We start from the raw sequence: 19063 nt of genomic DNA on the forward strand, positions 1-19063 counted from the left end.
TTTTTAAAATTCCAAATTCCAATTTTACAGTTGGAATTTGGAATTTTTTATTTTTTGGAATTTCCCTAAACCAGACTAGGTTTACGCAATAACTTCCCATTCTCATTTTCTTTGAATTTAGGAACAAAAACAATTTCTTTAGGCTTTTCATATTTATCCAGAACATCAAAAAAGTCAGGAGCAAAATCTTGTTTTTCGCCTTCGATAACCAAAATTAATTTTTCTCCTAAAACAGTATCCGGAACACCGGTTACAAAAAAACGAGTTGTTATTTTTGTTATTAGTTTTGATTCTATTTGTTCCGGGATTAGTTTCACTCCTCCACTATTGACAACATTATCAATTCTTCCCAAAAATATAAACTGATTTTCCCTTATTAATTCGACCAAATCATTTGTAACAATAGGTTCTTCTGAAATAGCCGCAACACTTATTACCAAACATCCACGATCATCCTGAGCGATTTTTACATTTGGTAAAACGGTAAAAACGTTTTCTCCTACTTTTCTTGCCGCAATATGAGTAATCGTTTCAGTCATACCGTAGGTCTCATAAACTTCTGTTTTTAGTGGTAAAACTTTCTCTTCAAGAGCAGCATCCATTTTAGCGCCTCCTACAATTAGTTTCTTCACATTTTTTAAAGCCTCAATAGAACTTTGAACTTGCAAAGGTACCATTGCAACAAAATCGTACACTTTATCATTTAAAGCCAATGGTTGCGTGCTTGGCTCTACAATATCCAATTCGAGACCTAAAATTATAGCACGAACTAACATCATTTTTCCCGCAATAAACCGTACCGGTAAACAAAGCAGAGCTCTATCTCCAGGTTCTAATTTGAAGAAATCTCCAGTGGCCAATGCTGACTGAATCATGGCTTGTTTTTCTAATCGAACTAATTTTGGAAGTCCGGTTGTGCCTGAAGTTTTCATTTCGATGTACTCTTTACTATCGAACCAATCAAGTAAAAATTCCCCTATTGCCTCTTCATTTCCATCCCCTTCTTTGATATAATCATACGCCACATTACGCAACTCGTCTGCGCTTAAATGAAAGCCATTTAATTTAAAATAATTGTGAACATTTTTATGTGTTAATTTTGTCATGACGATATTAATTAGAAGTTTCTACAACATTTATTTTACCTGTTAATTTTTCTTTCCAGTTACTCCAATGGTATTTTTTACTAAAAATAAAAAGCAAAATTGGGTAAATGATTACAACTGGCAGTATAACATCAAGCCCGGCCGATGGCTCTGACATATCTTTGAAAAGCGAATGCGTTTGAAAAACAGACCAATCTGAAGTAACCAACAAAGCCCCAATCAAGTTATTGGCAGCATGAAAACCCAGTGCCAATTCCATTCCTTCATCCATAAGAGTGATAATACCCAAAAATAAACCTGTGCCTATATAATAAATCATTATAACATAACCCATTTTAGCAACTTCCGGGTTAAAAACATGCATTGAACCAAATATAAGTGATGTCATCAGTAACGGAAACCATCTGTTTCTCGCCAAATTAGCAAATCCCTGCATCAAATAACCCCTGAAAACATATTCTTCAGTACTCGTTTGTATCGGAATTAATATCGACCCTAAAAACACTAAAATCAAGAATGGAATTAATTTAAAATTCCACACAAAATTTTCAGGAGATTTTAAATACACTAACCCAAAACTTAGTATTGTAAAAAAAGACCATAAAAGGAATGAAAAAACAACACGTTTCCAATCTACTTTTTTTCTGGACGTGGTCACCGATAAAAATGTTTGATGATGCAAATATTTCACCACAAGAAAAATTCCCGCAAGGGCAAAAGCGAACGAAATCATAACCAAAAACAAGGTAATATTGGGTTCGAATATTTTCATAATAGCAGCATTATCAGTTGGAAAAGCTTCTTTATTGCTAAAAGTCTTATACAATACCGCAACTGAAAAAGGGATTTGACCAATAAATGACGCGATAATAATTAAAACCGACCCAATCAGATATAGCCAAAATTTATTTTGGGGTTTAATCCCTTGTTCTAAAAACATATTTATAATAATTTAAAAATGAGAATTCGATTTGCTAAGTAAATCTTATTTTTGGTCTTGCTAAAATACCTATTTTTTAGTTTAATTATCTTACAGCAACTTAAATATAATAATAATGATACAAATTTACCACAATCCACGTTGCGGAAAATCAAGAAATTGTCTGGCTTTTATAGAACAAACTAATGAAGAATATGAAATCATTCCCTATCTGACGGAAAACCCTGATTTTGATGCGCTGAAAGTGCTGCTTGAAAAACTAAATCTTCAACCCGTTGAATTAGTACGGGTTAAAGAAAAAATCTGGATTGAGAATTATAAGGGAAAAGAATTAACAAACGACCAAATCATTCAAGCTATGGTTGACAATCCTATTTTAATAGAACGTCCGATTGTTATAAAGAACGAAAAAGCCATTATCGGAAGAGATTTAGATAAATTGGCTTCTTTTTTAGACTGATTATAAAGAATCAAATTAACATATTTTTGTGATTTTCATCTTTAAACCAAAAGCTACATTTGCCGTCTAAAGAGTAATTGAAACCAAAAATAACAATGAAAAAAATCAAATTTGCCGTAATGCTTGTATTCTTTCTTACAGGTATATGCAATTATGCCCAACAAGGACCACCTGACAAAAACAAAGTAAAAGTTACAGGGAAAGTTTTCGAAAAAATAAGCAAACAACCTCTTGAATATGCTACGATCTCTATCACAGCACCAAATGACACCAAAGTGATTGCCGGCGGAATAACCAATCCAAAAGGTGAATTTGATGTAGCGGTGGCTCCTGGAACTTATGATATAAAAGTTGAATTCATTTCGTTTAAACCTACTGTAATCAAAGGAAAAAGCATTCAGGGCGATACGAATTTAGGCGTTGTCAATCTTTCTGAAGATGCAGCACAATTAAACGAAGTAGTTATTCGTGCTGAAAAATCATCGGTAGAAATAAAATTAGACAAAAAAGTATACAATGTTGGTCAGGATATGATGGTCAAAGGAGGAACTGTAAGCGACGTTTTAGATAATGTACCCTCAGTTTCGGTTGATACTGAAGGAAACGTAAGTTTAAGAGGTAGTGACAATATCCGAATTTTAATTGACGGAAGACCTTCAAACGCCATCAACGTTGCCGAAGCTCTACGTCAGCTTCCTGCAGATGCTATTGACAAAGTTGAAGTGATAACCAACCCATCAGCGCGTTATGATGCAGAAGGTGGTTCAGGAATCATTAATATTATTCTTAAAAAAGGAAAAAATCAAGGTTTAAACGGAACATTTATCGCCTCAACTGGAATTCCTGAAACTTATGGTTTAAGTGGGAATCTGAACTATAAAACCGAAAAATTAAACTACTTTACCACTTTAGGATACAACAAAAGAACGAGTGAAGGTGGTGGTTTAACCAACACTGAATATCTTGATGCCAATGGAATACCTAAAGGGTATTTAGACGAAGATCGCGATACAAAAAGAACTTCTGACGGATTCAACGGAAGAGCGGGTATAGAATGGACAGTAGCTCCGAACACTTTTTGGACGAATGCTATTAACTATCAAAAGAATTCCGGTGACACAAAAGATGTTATTAAATATAGTAATTTTGATGCAGCGCATGATTTTACAGGCAATTCATACCGATTTAATAATGGTGATACGGGAAGTGAAAATGTAGAATATACGTCTAACTTAATCAAAAACTTTAACAATAAAGGACACAAACTTACTGCCGATCTATCCATTTCAAGAAATACAGATGATAGTAATAGCATTATTACAGCAGCACCAAATTACAATAGTACCTTGAACGATCAGGTTCAGAAACAAGTACAATTACAGGCTGATTACGTATTACCTTTAGGCAAAGGAGGTCAGTTCGAAGCAGGATATAAAGGAAGTTTTGGCGACTTAAACAACCAATATATAATAACTGACAATCAAGGTTTACCAGATCCAAAACTGTCAAATACATTAGAATACAAGGAAAATATCAACGCAATCTACACTCAATACGGTTTCAAGGTAAACAAGTTCTCTTATTTATTTGGTCTGCGTTGGGAAGATACCAATATTCAGGTTAACTTACTAGATACTAATCAATTCAACACTAAAAAATACAACAATTTGTTTCCAAGTGCATTTGTTAGTTATGAAATTTCAGACCAAAGCAACTTTACTGCAAGTTACAGCAAGCGTCTCACAAGACCGAGAGGACGTTTCATGAACCCTGCAACCAATTACTCCAGTAACGTAAATATTTTTCAGGGAAATCCTGATTTAGATCCTTCTTTAACAGACAAATACGACATTGGATATATCAAACGTTGGGAAAAAGTAACTTTCAATACCTCAGCTTATTTTGAAAATACAAAAGATGTTTTTAGTTTCGTCCGAACTCCTACAGGCGACGTTGTCACTCCTGATGGTAAGGTCGTAACTCCTCCACCGGGCCAAAAAATTGATGGAATTCCGGTTATTCTAAGCCGTCCAATTAACTTAGGAAAAGAGCAAAAATTCGGGTTTGAATTTACAGTGAATTACACGCCATTCAAAGTGTGGAGAATCAACAGTAACTTCAATTTTTACAATGTAAAAACTACCGGAAACAACACTTATACCGATAGTAACGGAAATACAGTTGTTCAAAATCTGGACAATCAAGCCAATACATGGTTTGCAAGAATCAACTCAAAACTAACGTTACCATACAAGATAGACTGGCAATTAAGCGGTGTATATAACGGTGAGCAAAAAACAGCACAAGGTAAAAACTTAGGTCAGTTTGGAATGAACACAGCATTCAGTAAAGACGTATTAAAAGACAAGGCTACCATTGCATTTAATATTAGCGACATTTTCAACTCAAGAATTATGAGGTCTTATACTTACCTTCAGAATGACGTAACAAATGAGAGCCAAACATCATACAGCGAAATGCAGTTCCGTAAACGTCAATTCAACTTATCGTTCACCTACCGTTTCAACAAACCTAAAAGCGAAAGAGAAAAGCCCGGAGCTCCTAAAAATGAAGGTGGCGACGGAGGAGGAGAATTTCCCGGATAATATAAGGTAAATTCCAAATAAAAAAATTCCAGATTTCAATTATAAGACTTAATAAGTAAGCTTAAAAAATTGGAATCTGGAATTTTTTTATTCGAATTTGAATTTTTCAGCATAAAAAAAAGGACTCGTACAAACGGTCCTTTTTTTATGAAGTCAATTTAAAATTAAATCGATTGTTCTTCTCTTTTTTTTGCTCTTTTCTCTTTGATCATTTCCCAGCTTGCTCCCGTAATCCAATAAGATACGAAACCCACTAAGAAAAACATCAACCAAAACCCTATAGTTAGTATGGTCAAGAAAAGTAAAAAGCCTAAATACTGTGAAAATTCAAACATGTTTTCCGGAATTTTTGAATGTAAGCACAAATGTATGTTATATATTTTTCGTTAGCAATAAATTCCAAATCAATTTTCATAAAATCACAATAATCCGTATATTTAAACTGATTTTAAATAAGGTTTTTTAACGTTCATTATCTTCTATTTAGAGAAAGCACTAAAACACAAGAAGATGAGTATTTTCAGGAGCTATTTCCCGCTATTCGCTACAATCTTTTATTTTTCTAAAGAAAAAAAATAAAAGGATTTTCGCTACTATCGGGGCTAGAAATACCGTTTTCAATTTAAAACCACCGTTAAAAGAAAAGCATTTTGCAAATTACATATAACTTTTTACCTATAAAAAATGAAATACAGAATAGAAAAAGACACGATGGGCGAAGTACAAGTCCCAGCCGATAAATATTGGGGAGCACAAACAGAACGTTCCAGAAACAATTTCAAAATTGGACCATCAGCATCTATGCCAGAGGAAATCATTGAAGGTTTTGCTTATCTCAAAAAAGCAGCCGCCTATGCCAATGCTGATTTAGGTGTTTTATCTACTGAAAAACGGGATGCTATTGCAGCCGTTTGCGATGAAATTTTAGCCGGGCAATTAAAAGATGAATTTCCGTTGGTTATTTGGCAAACAGGATCAGGAACCCAAAGCAATATGAACGTAAACGAGGTTGTTGCCAATCGCGCACAAGTTCTAAAAGGTTTCAATATTGGCGAAGGCGAACCCTTCATCAAAGCCAATGATGACGTGAACAAATCACAATCGTCAAACGACACTTTTCCAACTGCCATGCATATCGCTGCTTATAAAATAGTAATCGAAACAACCCTTCCGGGAGTTGAAAAATTACACGCCACCCTAACTGCAAAAGCAACCGAATTTAAGGATGTCGTAAAAATTGGCCGCACACATCTTATGGATGCCACTCCCCTAACATTAGGACAGGAAATTTCCGGATATGCCGCTCAATTGTCATTTGGATTAAAAGCACTTAAAAACACTTTAGCCCATTTATCTGAAATTGCTTTAGGCGGAACGGCAGTAGGAACAGGATTAAACACTCCAAAAGGATATGACGTAAAAGTTGCTGAATACATTGCAAAATTTACCAACCTACCTTTCGTTACAGCAGAAAATAAGTTTGAAGCTTTAGCAGCACATGATGCCATTGTAGAAACACACGGAGCATTAAAACAATTGGCTGTATCACTTAACAAAATAGCAAACGATATTAGAATGTTAGCCTCCGGGCCACGTTCCGGAATTGGAGAAATTCACATTCCAGAAAACGAACCGGGATCTTCGATAATGCCCGGAAAAGTAAACCCAACCCAATGTGAGGCTTTGACAATGGTTTGCGCACAAGTAATAGGAAACGACATGGCAATTGCCGTTGGTGGAATGCAGGGACATTATGAACTAAATGTTTTTAAACCTGTAATGGCGGCCAATTTCCTTCAATCAGCACGATTACTAGGAGATGCCTGTATTTCATTTGACGAACATTGCGCTCAGGGAATTGAACCGAACTACAAACGTATCAAAGAATTAGTAGACAACTCGTTGATGTTGGTTACAGCTTTAAATACCAAAATTGGCTATTACAAAGCTGCTGAAATTGCTCAAACTGCTCATAAAAACGGAACAACTCTTAAAGACGAAGCCGTGCGTTTGGGGTATGTAACTCCAGAAGACTTTGATGCCTGGGTAAAACCCGAAGAGATGGTTTAGATTCGTTTATTTAAAAAGTTTCAGGTTTCAGGTTTCAGGTTTTTGAAATAATTCAATCACAAAAAAGCGGTGTAAAATTTAAAATTTTACACCGCTTTTTTAAACTAAAAATCGAAACCTGAAACTTTTTCTATTTCCCGTCTACGTAATCTTGTAAATAACTGAATCTTTCTGTTAATTTTCCGTTTTCCGTAATTTTGGCGCGTTGCAGAATCCCGTCTTTGTCTCCGTTAAAGAAAGCAGGAATAACATATTCCATAAATTGCTCTCCAAAACCTTCACTTGCATCTTTTGGGATTTCGCATGGCAAATTATCAACTGCCATGACCACCACTGCTGCAGGATGAAATACCTCAACTTCTCTGTCTTCCAGCGGAAAGTATCCGTAAATAGGATCTTCGATTGTAGAAGAGCGTAAAGTACAGGCGATAGGACCTTTTACATCACACGAAATATCAGCAACTACTTTTAATTTACAATCGCTGGCATTCAGCATTTCTCTCGTTAAAATCATTGGAGCTTCACTGGCGTAAAAATGTCCTGCAAAATAAATATCAGAAACTTTAGTAAACTTTTCAAAGTCAGAAACATATTCATCAGGATATGAGACAAAATCATTAAAATCCTTCTCCTCTCCATCAATTCGTTTATTGTATTCTAAAACATCCAATTGCACATAAACCGGTTGTGCATAATTTTTGGTTAAATAATTCTCAACTGTAATTTCCTTTACTTTAATGGCATCCAAAATTTCTTTGGCACCACTCCCCACTTTTCCGGTTCCGGTAACCACAAATTTTAGTGCAGGCAAATTAATACGCTTCAAGTGCATGATTAACGCATCTTTACCCGCAAGAGTGTCAGCTTTTGGTAATTTGAACAATTCGAACTTTATTCCAAAAGCACGAATTCCGTTATATACGCCCACCATTCCTGCATATTTACCAAAACCAATTAAGCGGCGATTTTGATCGTCTACAATAGTTTCATGATCATATAATTCAATATTTTTTTCTAAAATTGCTTTTAGCAATTTCTGGTTATAAGGCTGTTTCTTTATTGTATGCGAAAAAAAGAAATACGCTTTATTTGGAATCAAATTTTCGACCGGAACCTCTTTTACCCCAAACAAAACATCACTCCCTGAAACATCATCTGTAACAGTTATTCCCATACTTTGATATTGAACATCAGAAAAAATCCTGATATCAGAACTTTCTACTTCAACAATAGCATCATGATACGTTTGTTTCAGTCTTGTGAGTTCATTTGGTGAAAATACAACACGCCTGTCCGGTGGATTTTTTCTTTCCTTAATAATTCCAAATTTCATTTATAGCAGATTAAAAATAATTATTAATATAACTTTTTGAACTATATTTGTTTCAAATATAACAAATATAGTTAAAGTTTTGTTGTTGAATTACGAATTAGAATGTTTTAAAACCGTTAAAAGCTGAATAACAATCAACTAATTAAACTACGTCTTAATATTTTGTTAAAATTATCTTTTTAAACAGTAAAAAAAGACAAAACATAAATATTGAATTCTATATATTTGTTTTTAAAGAATGATGAAAATGAGCCTCCTTAAAAAAACAAATATACCACAAATACTTTTCTCAATACTAGTTTTAACCTCTTGCGGTAAAGACAAAAAAACACAAACAGATACAACAGCAGAAGTCGAAGATACTTTACCTAAAATGAAACCATTAGGTCCTGAACCTAAAGTTTCGCAAGCCTATATTAATTCAGTCGCAGGAAGAATAAATCATTTTTATGCAAAAAACTGGCCCAACAATAGTATGAACGGAAGTTTTTTAGTGGCAAAAAACGGTCAGATTATTTTTGAACGCTATAATGGTTTTGCCAATAAAAATGAAGGAACGAAGATTACGGCAGAAACTCCCGTGCAGATTGCTTCTGTCAGCAAAGTCCTAACTGCAACAGCAGTTTTAAAATTGGTTAATGCCGGTAAAATTGATTTAGACCAAAAGGTAAATACGATTTTAAAAACTTTCCCATATCCTGATTGTACTGTAAGAATGTTATTAAGCCACCGCAGCGGAATGCGTAACTATGCTTATTTTACAGACAGAGATAAATCGGTTTGGGACAGACACAATCAACTTACTAATAAAGATATTCTAGATATCTTAGCAACAAAAGACATTGGATTAGAATCAAAAACCGGAACACGTTTTAGTTATTGCAATACCAATTATGCCATGCTTGCGCTTATTATTGAAAAAATTACAGGGTTAAAATATAAAGAAGCCATGTCTCAAATGATTTTCAAACCTCTGGGAATGACACACACCTATGTTTTTGATGATGATAAAGACAGAAAAAAGATTGTACCTTCTTATAAAGGTAATGGTGTAGAAATTGGTTTTGATTATCTGGATAATGTGTATGGAGACAAAAACGTATTTTCGACCGCAAGAGATCTTTTAAAATTTGACCGCGCCAGAAATGCTCCGGGCTTTTTGAAACCGGAACTTTTAAAACAAGTTTATACGGGTTATAGTAATGAAAGAAAAGGTACAAAAAATTACGGTTTAGGAATCAGAATGATCAATTGGGAAACCGGGCAGAATTATTACTTCCATAATGGTTGGTGGCATGGTAATACCTCATCCTATATTCCCTTAATGAAAGAGCATGTTACTATTATTGCTTTATCAAACAAAATGACGCGAAACACTTATGCGGTTCGTAAACTGGCTCCAATTTTTGGCGATTACCCGTTTAATTTTAAAGATGAAGAATAATATTATTTTTCTCTAAAATTTATTACAAAACTAACTTCAAATAGTATAAATTTGCAAACTCATTTTTGGGGTCGACTGGTTTTGACAGCAAGTCGAATTGAAAAGTAAGCACGTCGAGCATTGAGACCTTGCTCGTAAATATAAGATCTTACAATTTTACACGGCGAAAATAACTACGCTTTAGCTGCATAATCCGAATTATAGTAAGATTAAGCCACGTTCCTATCAGATAGGAAAGCTGGATTCTCCTTGAAAGCCTTGGTTTGTGGCGGTCAGTCCAGGAGAACCGTAAAAATAAACCTAGATTTCCATGAGCTTCGGGTGGAGATCGAAATTACGAAGATAAGTGTTGAGTGGTTGTTCCTGACCTAGCTTAACAACGAAAATCCAATCAGGAAATAAACGTGTAGAAAGCTCTTTAGTTGCTTGTTTGGACCCGAGTTCGATTCTCGGCGACTCCACAAAAAAGCCTGTAAACTCAATGTTTACAGGCTTTTTATTTTTTAGTTGACAATTTAGTTGATATTTCATTGTTAATAAAAAACTTTCACTAACCTATAAATGAACATTAATTATAGTGTGGCTTAAATCAAACACTAATAAATTCTAGTTTTACTAATTTTAAAACTGTCTGGGATAATTTTAATTTTTCTTTTTGGTTTATAGATCGTTTTTAACAAAATCAAATGATAAAGCATTGCCTCATATTTATTATTATACATCAAAACACCTTTTTCCCATGACAATTTACCATAAGCCCCTTCAATTACATGAAAATCGAAATAGGCATTTATCAACTTCTTCTCATGTAGCTGTTTTACAACATGAGTCATACTTTCAACTTCACTTTTTACTTCTGAATAATGTAATTCATTTGCAAAATCTGTAAAACTAAAATTAGTTTCATCAAAACAATAATGTTTCTCATCAGAAAATACTTTTTTATAATCTTTACTATTGGTAAAGAGAAGTCTCATTTGGTTATTGTTTCTAAACAATAAAAAATATCCTGTCAAATAATCATCTCTGACAGCTATTAAATCATGACTGGCCAGAATATCCTCAGTCATAAACTTTCGAATATCACCAAATATAATATCTAAGTCCCCATGACCCCAAAAATCATATTCTTCAATTAATTCTGAAAATAAGAGCCCATACACAGGTTTAAAGTCACATAACTTATAACCAGACTTAATATTAGTTCTAAAACCTAATTTACTTGTAGCAATTCCATTTATTTCTGCAAGTGTTTTGTATATAAAATGAATATTTTCGGGAACTTCCTTACTATAAGATTGATCATCTGTAATAATAAAAAAATGAATATCTAAATTATATCTGCAAGAATGGGCAAAATAATCAAAATACCACGGTAGTTTTCCAACATAACAAATTAACATGGCAATACTAGTTTTCTTTTTCATTAGAAATATTAGTTTAAATAATATTTAAATATTAGTTCGAGAATTGATTCTTTTTCTATTTTCAATAAGTATAACATTATAACTAGAGCAAAAACAACCAAAATATTAATTACAATGGCATTTTTTATAAGAAAAAATTTATTTTTATTTAATTTTTCATCAACGTCTAAATCACTCATATCTTATCAAGGTTTAGTTGATTTTTAACCAAATTATAATAGGTCCCCTTTTGTTTTAATAAACTCTTATGATTTCCTATTTCCATAATTTCTCCTTCTTTGAGAACCACTATCTGATCTGCATGCCTTACGGTGCTTAACCTATGTGCAATAATCACCACGGTCTTATCCTTGAAAAAATCTCCTAGATGATCGTGTATTATTTTTTCATTTTCTGTATCTAATGCGCTTGTTGCCTCATCAAAAAACACATATTGTGGCTCTTTATATACAGCTCTGGCTAATAAAATTCGCTGCCTTTGCCCTCCCGATATACCATTACCAGTCGATCCAATAACAGTTTTTTCTTTTAGTGGTAAAGATTCTATAAAATCACCAATATTGGCAATTTTAATTGCGTTTGCGAATTTTTCTTTGTCAATATTAATGTCTTGAGTCGCAATATTACGTTCAATAGTATCTGCAAAGATGTACCCATCTTGCATAACTACGCCGCAATTTTTTCTCCAGCTTAAGGGCGAGATTTTCGATAAATCATATTGGTTGATTTTTATTGCTCCATTAGTTGGTTCATAAAAAAGCAATAACAATTTCATTAAAGTAGTTTTACCTCCACCACTTGCCCCCACGATAGCAGTAGTTTTACCGGCAGGAATATTTAAGTTTATATTTTTTAAAACAAAAGGTGAATGTGGTCCTTCAAATTGGAAATTTAAATTGCTAATATTTATCCCACCTTTGCCAATTTGGCCGCTTTTGAATTTTATTTTTTTTTGTCCTTTCTCCTCTTCCTCTTTGTGATTCTGGACCTCAGTTAAACGAAGCATGCTTAATTGTGCATCTTGCAATGACCTAAAGAAGACAATCAACTGATTTACGGGCGAATTCATTTGCCCTATTATATAGGATATACTTAACATAGTCCCCAAGGTAATATTACCTAACACGACCTCTCTTGCGGCCAAGTAGGTAACAATAATATTCTTTAATTGATTAATAAAATCAAAACCTGTAAGCTGTAACTGATCTAATTTTAAAATTTTTAAATTAACATCAAAAACTTCTACCTGCACTTTCTCCCACTCATTAATTTTATAGCTTTCAAAATTGTTTAATTTAATTTCCTGGATTCCATAAATCATTTCATTTATCGCTTGTTGATTAAGCGCATTTGATTTGAATCTAAAATAATCAAGTCGTTCTCTATTTTTTAAAAAGATACGAGACCAAAAAACTGCCACTAAAGTTAATGTTACATAAACTATTAAAATTTTATAATCATAGCGTAAGAGAACTATAAAGAAAATCAGAAAATTAATCAGTGAAAAAAAAGTGGTTAAACTTTGTGAAGTCAAAAAATGCTCGATTCGTGAATGGTCTTGAATTCTCTGATAAAAATCACCTAAAAATTTGGTGTCAAAAAAACGCAATGGCAGCCTCATTATTTTCTTAAAAAAATCTGAAATAATAGCTATATTGATTCTAGCTCCAATATATATTACAAGCCAATTTCTAACTATTTCAATAATTACGGATCCTACAAATAAAAATATTTGAGCCAAAAGTATGACAAATACAATATTTAAACTTTTTTGATTTACACCTTTATCTATTAATGATGCTGTCAAAAAAGGAAATATCAACGTCAAACTGCTTCCAATTGCCAAACTAAAAAATAGCTGCAAAAGTTCCTTCTTATATGGATTTAAATATGCTAAAAGATATTTTATTTGATGTCTCTCTGTTTCCTTTAGTTCCGTTTTATAAAACTTCTCGGTTGGATAAACCAAAAAAGCAACTCCTTCATCTGCATTATTGCTCCAACACTGTAAAAAAGCTTTCTCCGATATATTAATATATCCTTTTGCTGGGTCAGCAATTCTAAAGATTCTTTTTCTGCTAAAAACCTTCTTTTTCACACCATACAAGACAACAAAATGTGCATTATTCCAAAAAATAATACAAGGAAATGGCTTTTCAGCTAGCAGTTTAGAAAGTGTAATTTTTACTCCCATTGATTCTAAACCAATATTTTCGGCAGCTTCATTTAAACCAGTGAGACTCACCCCCTCTCTTGTTAGAAAAGAAACATCTCGCAAATACTGTAAGGAATGTGGTTTGCCATAAAACTTCGAGATCATTGCTAAGCATGCCGGACCGCAATCCATAGCATCATGTTGTGCTACAAAAGGAAAAGAATTAAAAATAGTCATAAATTAATTGATAACTGCCTCATCTTCCCAAATACAAGTTATTGGATTATAACTACATTTTGAGGGCTTACTATAAATATCATTTGAATCTTCGACAAATGCACGACAATCAGTACAGTTATATCGGAACTCACAAACTTTACAAGTCGTAATTTGATCTTTGTTTATATTCCAATATTTTGTAAACAAATCATTTTTCAGTACTTCTATTATCGAATCATTTTGAATATTTCCATATTCATTTTTAATGGATGGGCAATTTTTAATATTTCCATAGCGGTCTATACTAATCTTTTTATCCAAACAACCATTTTTTGATTTAAGCTTGTTGTGCATATAAAAGCTTGTAAAATTTAAACTTTCATAATTAATGATACCACAACAATTACCATTATCAAAAGAGTAATTTATATACATTATTTCGCCTAGACTTATAGGATAGTGTCCTTGAATTTCATTAACCACTTCGTGCTTTGAAATATTTGGAGCATCATAAATAAAGATTCTACTTAATATACAATGCTCTTCAATAAATTTATCTAAAGATTCTCTAGTTGTTTCTTCATTGTAACTACAATGAATTTCAAGATAATTGCAATTTGTTTCATTAATGAGCAAAATAATTTCATTCAGAAATTCAGTATTGAAGCTGGACAATAATCGAATTTGAAAATCTTTACAGTGCAAAGTAGTTAAGTCATGACATAAAGCAACAAAATGATTTTTATTAAATAAATTTTCATCTATTTCTATTATCACATCCTGCAATAATGTAAAATCATCATCAACTTCTTCACTTACTTTAGGATAAAGTTCTACATCCTTAACCAGAAAAGCCAATTCATTTTCTAAAACAAACGAAAGAAAATCATTAAAGTAAACAATTGATTCCTCATCTTCCAGATCGTTGGCTATTTTTACTATTTGATTCCTGTCAAGTTTTTCTATCAGATCATGATACTGGTGTGATATAAAATATAAATTTCCTCTTAAATAATCAATTATTACGCTTCGCGAATAGCCTTTTACAACCTTACAAGAAGACGATAATATAAAAAACAATTCACTTTTCATTTAAATCAAATATTTTATGATTGATAGTTTTAGAAATTTCTCTTTTAGAGTACGATGCTCTATGTAAACTGGTTTGTGAAAAATTATCAAAGTGATAATTCTTTTTTTCTTCCTCCCATGTTGTTAATTGATTGTAAAAAATACGATGTAAAAACAATGGTGTGTTTTGTAATTCAGCTGTTGTTAAATTAATTTCTGATATTTCCATTTATTAAATAATTGGCGATTTTTTTGTCTAAATTATAATTACACGGTAATGATGTCATGGCATACTGACCCACAGGATTAATTTCTAAAAATATATATTCGCCGTTTTTATCAAGTATTAAATCAGCAGAGCCACAGTTTAATTCCAGATCTGTAAAAATATTTTTTAACTTTTCTTCTACATCAAAAGGCAATTTATAAGGTTCATTTCTATTATTGGTATACTTACGAAAATCAATTGATGTTTTTTTATCAGATTGCGAGAATATCGCCATAGAAAAAAAACTTCCATCAATGTAAAACGTCCTAATTTCTAATTCCTTTTCTATTAATCCTGTTACCAATGAAGGAAAAAAATTAGTATTGACACTTCTTTCGTAAAAGTCATCCTCTATCAATTCTGTATAAGTATAGAACCTGCAATTCTCACTTTCCCATTGAACACCATTTGAAATTGCCTTGGTTACTGATCTTCCCAAACTTTGCTTAGTTGCTAGTAATTGCTCTCCATTTATAATCACTTCATAGTCAGGAACCTTAAGATTATTTCTTCTTGCTACATCCAAAACTAACAATCGATTAAGATTAAATAGAGGCTTTCCTAAATTTATCTCAGTTGTTCGATATAGAGAGTTGAAAATATATTCTTTTAAACTCATGAATTCATCAAAGAAATAATCGATTTTTTTTTCTTTTAGGAATGTTAACTCACTTTGATTAATATTGAACTCTTTTTCTCCACTAAAAAAATGGTTTTGCGATATCCCAGTCCTTCTCCACCAGCATGCTGTGACTTTACTCAAATTAATGCTTTCATTCGTAATCGTATTTTTAAAGTATATCGATCCATCACTACCTATTCTCTCAAACTTATGAACAGAATCATCAGCGTTAATTCGTACGACGCTATGTCCCATTAAAGTCAGTAATTGAACAATAGAAGTACTGGAAAAATCATATTGAATTGTAAAGATTAATATCATACTAATAGTGTTAAAAAATTAAAATAGTTAGGGCATTTTGCCCTAACTATAAAAACCTTAATCCCAGTCACTAGGACCTTTGTCGTGATCTGTTCCTGTACATGTGGTAGTGCTTCCACCACAATCCGAAGATCCCGAACCAGCCTTAATTGCAGTCATTTCTGCAACAGACATTTTCTGCATTGAAAATTTAGTAAGTTTCATAGCTTGTTATTTTACATGGTTAATACTTTGTCTTCTTTTCTTGGGCTTTATACCTCTTCCCAACTATATTTAGCTAATTATAATCAATTTATTTACTAACCCGGTACTTCTCTTTGTTTTTGGTATCTTTATATATTCCCGGGACTTTCTTGTTACCAAAATTGTAGCTGAGTGAAAAATAGACTCCTTTATTATGAACATCATTATATTGTGAGTAATGAAAGGTGTCATACTGTTTTTCAGATCTCCCAATGTTTTGTCTAAAAAGATCAGTTATCATTAAATTAAGCACCAAATCATTATCAAGAAAAAGCTGTTTAAAATTAATCCCAAATCGGGCTTGGTTTTTACTTGTAAAATCACTGTATTGTGCCTTTGAAGGTAGATAATTTGCATAATCAAATTCTAAAAGACTGGTTTGCGATTTATTTAGCTGTATGGAATTCCTGAACGAAAAACTTCCTCCATAACCACTAATTCCCTGTATATTTTTCTTTGAGACTAAATCAGTATAATAACAGTCTGCAGCGATATACAAAGAATTCCATTTTAAAATCTGCCATGTATAGCTACTAATGAGTCCAATTTTTTTTTGCGTAAAATTATTCGCAGGATGAACAACATATGAATTATCTGAGTTAATTTGCGTTAAATAACTTAGTCCATTTGTAATATAATTGCCATATGCGATTATATTCAAATTATTTTTAAAAGTATAACTTACCTCTAATGCATTGGTATATATAGGTAACAATTGTGGATTTCCAGCTATGTAATTGTAAGGGTTTGTATAATATCTGAAAGGATTTAAATCATAAAAACTTGGTCTATCCAATCTCTTAGAATAAGAAAGATTAATTGCATTAGTATCGTTTGGATTATAACTAACAAATAATGTTGGAAATAATTTACTGTAATGATTTTTGTTTGTAATAGATAATGTTGGAGAAAATCCTTTTGTGCGGGTATCCTCAACTCTCAAACCTAATTTATATCCCCATTTTTTGCTTTCATCTCTCTGAAAGGAAAGGTAAGCTGCAGAAGTCCTCTCGCTGTACTCAAATTGACTGCTTCTAGTAGGATCTAGTATGTTTTGTTCATCATAATAATATATAGACGTACTATTACTAATATCAGTGTACGCAGCACCAGTTTCAATTCTTCCAAACTTAAAAGGCAATTCAAAATCTAAAAGACCTCCATTAATTTGATAACGATTGGAGCCCATATTTGTAAATGCACTATTGTGTAATTCAATACCGTTATCTATTTTAGCAGTGTTATCTGCATTGGATAAGTTTTCATTAAATGAATAATTGTAAATTAAACTAATCTTTTTACCAATACTGTCCAAAACATAATCAGAAAAAATTGAAATTGCCTGGCTTTTATTACTATTATAGTTTATATTCTTAGAATATAGTAGCGAATCATTTTTTTGTAAAACATTATTGTAATAACGTGTTGTACTAGGAGAATATATCTGACCATTTCGTTTTCCAAAATCCAGTGTACTACCTATATTGATTTTTGAGTTTATTTTATATTGTAAAACCATATTCAACGCAGTATTTTTAGAATTAAAATCTGGCGTTAAATCGGTTGTAGTAATAGATTTTCCGAAATCATACGTTAAGCGATTTACATTGCTACCGTTTGAATCACTGTGATTTAAAATTAAAGAAGCATCAAGCCCTTTCAATTTATAATTCAAATTAGCACCTGCGTCGGTGGATAATTTTTCAAACTGAACACCCGCACCACTATTAACATTTCCCTGCAGTCCCTGATTTTCGTCTTTCTTTAATATAATATTAATCATACCTCCGTTTCCTTCAGCACTATATCGAGAAGGGGGTGTGGCTATTATTTCTACTTTTGCAACTTGTTCTGTTCTTAAACCACGTATTTTAGCTTTTAAAGCCTCATCAGACAGATTTTGAATTCTTCCATCAATTAAGAATTTTACATTACCGGTTTTGCCTATTATTTTAATTACATCATTTTCTACATTTAATCTTGGAATCCTTTTTAGAGCATCCGTTAAATTTGAACCTTTGTTGAAAGCGTCATTGGATATATTATAAACCACACGATCTACTTTTGTTTCAAAAAGCTTCCTTTTGCTTCTTATTATTACTTCCGATAATTGATTTTCACTTAGATTAACCATTATAGATCCTATTTTTAGATCACCACTTATATTAAGTTTTTCTTTCCATAAAACATTACCCAATCGTTTTACCTGGAAAAGATATTCACCTTTGTCAATAATTAGAGTAAATTCACCGTTACTGTTGCTGTGGACACTTTTTACTGCTGTTGAATCACTACTCAACATAAGAATTTCCATTAATTCTAATGTTTTGCCATTTTGATCAACAATTTTACCACTTACCTCTACCTGTGCAAATAAAAACACTGGAAAAATAAACAGTACAATTAGACTTAAAACACCTCTTTTATTCATGAAATATTATATACTTTTTTATGACCAATTCAAGTGAACATTTTGTAATACACATAATTAAAAATATTAAGCTTATAAAACACAGACAAGTCTTAATTTATTAATATAAATAACACAAAAAGCAAAACACTGAAAAAACAAAACCATTTCTATTTGTAAATAAAAATCTATTAAAGTTTTACAATTTCAAATGTATGTAATTGCAGGTCTTCTGCGACAAAAAAAATACTTGTGAGAAAATTCACTAAAGACAAAATACTACTTAAATCACATAATAATAATAGTTTATGTAATCTTTTTGTGTGAAAAAAATATCAGTTGATGTAGTAATGATGTAGTATCGATGT

At 32.2% G+C, this 19063-nt stretch carries 16 protein-coding genes and 1 other RNA gene; 5 read left to right on the forward strand and 12 right to left on the reverse strand.

The genetic code is table 11. The features are described 5' to 3' along the window. Positions 1-65: 65 nt before the first annotated feature. Positions 66-1106, reverse strand: coding sequence for an AMP-binding protein (locus tag ACQY44_RS01270; RefSeq protein WP_428228606.1), 1041 nt, complete (start codon positions 1104-1106; stop codon positions 66-68). 7 nt (positions 1107-1113) lie between these two features. Further along, entirely contained in the window at positions 1114-2046 is a 933-nt protein-coding gene (locus ACQY44_RS01275) for a lysostaphin resistance A-like protein (RefSeq protein WP_428228608.1), read from the reverse strand. A 115-nt stretch (positions 2047-2161) separates the two neighbouring features. Here ACQY44_RS01275 and ACQY44_RS01280 point away from each other — a divergent pair, with 115 nt between their 5' ends. Together ACQY44_RS01280 and ACQY44_RS01285 are read left to right on the forward strand one after the other, a co-directional pair. Continuing rightward, the gene (locus ACQY44_RS01280) at positions 2162-2506 is read left to right on the forward strand and encodes an arsenate reductase family protein (protein ID WP_428228609.1); all 345 of its coding nucleotides are present in this window, start codon (positions 2162-2164) and stop codon (positions 2504-2506) included. A 95-nt stretch (positions 2507-2601) separates the two neighbouring features. Next, positions 2602-5112, forward strand: a complete 2511-nt coding sequence (locus ACQY44_RS01285; RefSeq protein ID WP_428228610.1) for a TonB-dependent receptor domain-containing protein — start codon at positions 2602-2604, stop codon at positions 5110-5112. A gap of 164 nt (positions 5113-5276) precedes the next feature. Here the strand turns inward: ACQY44_RS01285 and ACQY44_RS01290 are convergent, their stop codons facing one another. Then, the gene (locus tag ACQY44_RS01290; RefSeq protein WP_428228611.1) at positions 5277-5447 is read right to left on the reverse strand and encodes a hypothetical protein; all 171 of its coding nucleotides are present in this window, start codon (positions 5445-5447) and stop codon (positions 5277-5279) included. 349 nt (positions 5448-5796) lie between these two features. Between ACQY44_RS01290 and fumC the strand changes: the two genes are divergently transcribed. Further along, positions 5797-7182 (forward strand): class II fumarate hydratase, encoded by a 1386-nt coding sequence (fumC, locus tag ACQY44_RS01295; RefSeq protein WP_428228612.1) that lies wholly within the window; start codon positions 5797-5799, stop codon positions 7180-7182. Positions 7183-7312: 130 nt separating this feature from the next. Here the strand turns inward: fumC and ACQY44_RS01300 are convergent, their stop codons facing one another. Further along, positions 7313-8515, reverse strand: a complete 1203-nt coding sequence (locus ACQY44_RS01300; RefSeq protein WP_428228613.1) for an NAD(P)-dependent oxidoreductase — start codon at positions 8513-8515, stop codon at positions 7313-7315. Positions 8516-8756: 241 nt separating this feature from the next. Between ACQY44_RS01300 and ACQY44_RS01305 the strand changes: the two genes are divergently transcribed. Together ACQY44_RS01305 and ssrA are read left to right on the forward strand one after the other, a co-directional pair. Then, positions 8757-9959: a serine hydrolase domain-containing protein gene (locus ACQY44_RS01305; RefSeq protein ID WP_428228785.1), complete on the forward strand. Its 1203-nt coding sequence runs from the start codon at positions 8757-8759 to the stop codon at positions 9957-9959. 67 nt (positions 9960-10026) lie between these two features. Continuing rightward, positions 10027-10423: a transfer-messenger RNA gene (ssrA, locus tag ACQY44_RS01310) on the forward strand. A gap of 132 nt (positions 10424-10555) precedes the next feature. On the opposite strand, the gene ACQY44_RS01315 is transcribed toward ssrA, so the two are convergent. The 8 genes from ACQY44_RS01315 to ACQY44_RS01350 form a co-directional block, all read right to left on the reverse strand. Beyond that, the gene (locus ACQY44_RS01315) at positions 10556-11386 is read right to left on the reverse strand and encodes a DUF6625 family protein (RefSeq protein WP_428228614.1); all 831 of its coding nucleotides are present in this window, start codon (positions 11384-11386) and stop codon (positions 10556-10558) included. Between the two features lie 8 nt (positions 11387-11394). Next, on the reverse strand, positions 11395-11565 hold the full coding sequence (locus ACQY44_RS01320) for a hypothetical protein (RefSeq protein WP_428228615.1): 171 nt from the start codon (positions 11563-11565) through the stop codon (positions 11395-11397). Further along, the gene (locus tag ACQY44_RS01325; RefSeq protein WP_428228616.1) at positions 11562-13778 is read right to left on the reverse strand and encodes a peptidase domain-containing ABC transporter; all 2217 of its coding nucleotides are present in this window, start codon (positions 13776-13778) and stop codon (positions 11562-11564) included. Before ACQY44_RS01325 ends, ACQY44_RS01320 begins: the two co-directional genes overlap by 4 nt. A gap of 3 nt (positions 13779-13781) precedes the next feature. After that, on the reverse strand, positions 13782-14852 hold the full coding sequence (gene gwsS / locus ACQY44_RS01330) for a grasp-with-spasm system SPASM domain peptide maturase (RefSeq protein WP_428228617.1): 1071 nt from the start codon (positions 14850-14852) through the stop codon (positions 13782-13784). After that, positions 14842-15060: a hypothetical protein gene (locus ACQY44_RS01335; protein WP_428228618.1), complete on the reverse strand. Its 219-nt coding sequence runs from the start codon at positions 15058-15060 to the stop codon at positions 14842-14844. The genes gwsS and ACQY44_RS01335 overlap by 11 nt, the downstream gene beginning before the upstream one ends. Then, positions 15041-16042 carry a grasp-with-spasm system ATP-grasp peptide maturase gene (gene gwsG / locus ACQY44_RS01340; protein WP_428228619.1) on the reverse strand — a complete coding sequence of 334 codons (1002 nt, stop codon included), beginning with the start codon at positions 16040-16042 and terminating at the stop codon, positions 15041-15043. Before gwsG ends, ACQY44_RS01335 begins: the two co-directional genes overlap by 20 nt. 57 nt (positions 16043-16099) lie before the next feature. Further along, positions 16100-16246, reverse strand: a complete 147-nt coding sequence (locus tag ACQY44_RS01345; RefSeq protein WP_428228620.1) for a hypothetical protein — start codon at positions 16244-16246, stop codon at positions 16100-16102. Between the two features lie 88 nt (positions 16247-16334). After that, complete coding sequence (locus ACQY44_RS01350; protein WP_428228621.1) at positions 16335-18716, reverse strand: TonB-dependent receptor domain-containing protein; 2382 nt, start codon at positions 18714-18716, stop codon at positions 16335-16337. Positions 18717-19063: the final 347 nt, after the last annotated feature.

It is taken from the genome of Flavobacterium sp., from assembly GCF_965277525.1.
Classification (GTDB): Bacteria; Bacteroidota; Bacteroidia; order Flavobacteriales; family Flavobacteriaceae; genus Flavobacterium.

Coding starts and splice junctions, on each gene's coding strand:
- ACQY44_RS01270 (WP_428228606.1), bottom strand. CDS start 1,106: ATGACAAAATTAACACATAAAAATGTTCACAATTATTTTAAATTAAAT.
- ACQY44_RS01275 (WP_428228608.1), bottom strand. CDS start 2,046: ATGTTTTTAGAACAAGGGATTAAACCCCAAAATAAATTTTGGCTATAT.
- ACQY44_RS01280 (WP_428228609.1), top strand. CDS start 2,162: ATGATACAAATTTACCACAATCCACGTTGCGGAAAATCAAGAAATTGT.
- ACQY44_RS01285 (WP_428228610.1), top strand. CDS start 2,602: ATGAAAAAAATCAAATTTGCCGTAATGCTTGTATTCTTTCTTACAGGT.
- ACQY44_RS01290 (WP_428228611.1), bottom strand. CDS start 5,447: ATGTTTGAATTTTCACAGTATTTAGGCTTTTTACTTTTCTTGACCATA.
- fumC (WP_428228612.1), top strand. CDS start 5,797: ATGAAATACAGAATAGAAAAAGACACGATGGGCGAAGTACAAGTCCCA.
- ACQY44_RS01300 (WP_428228613.1), bottom strand. CDS start 8,515: ATGAAATTTGGAATTATTAAGGAAAGAAAAAATCCACCGGACAGGCGT.
- ACQY44_RS01305 (WP_428228785.1), top strand. CDS start 8,757: ATGAAAATGAGCCTCCTTAAAAAAACAAATATACCACAAATACTTTTC.
- ACQY44_RS01315 (WP_428228614.1), bottom strand. CDS start 11,386: ATGAAAAAGAAAACTAGTATTGCCATGTTAATTTGTTATGTTGGAAAA.
- ACQY44_RS01320 (WP_428228615.1), bottom strand. CDS start 11,565: ATGAGTGATTTAGACGTTGATGAAAAATTAAATAAAAATAAATTTTTT.
- ACQY44_RS01325 (WP_428228616.1), bottom strand. CDS start 13,778: ATGACTATTTTTAATTCTTTTCCTTTTGTAGCACAACATGATGCTATG.
- gwsS (WP_428228617.1), bottom strand. CDS start 14,852: ATGAAAAGTGAATTGTTTTTTATATTATCGTCTTCTTGTAAGGTTGTA.
- ACQY44_RS01335 (WP_428228618.1), bottom strand. CDS start 15,060: ATGGAAATATCAGAAATTAATTTAACAACAGCTGAATTACAAAACACA.
- gwsG (WP_428228619.1), bottom strand. CDS start 16,042: ATGATATTAATCTTTACAATTCAATATGATTTTTCCAGTACTTCTATT.
- ACQY44_RS01345 (WP_428228620.1), bottom strand. CDS start 16,246: ATGAAACTTACTAAATTTTCAATGCAGAAAATGTCTGTTGCAGAAATG.
- ACQY44_RS01350 (WP_428228621.1), bottom strand. CDS start 18,716: ATGAATAAAAGAGGTGTTTTAAGTCTAATTGTACTGTTTATTTTTCCA.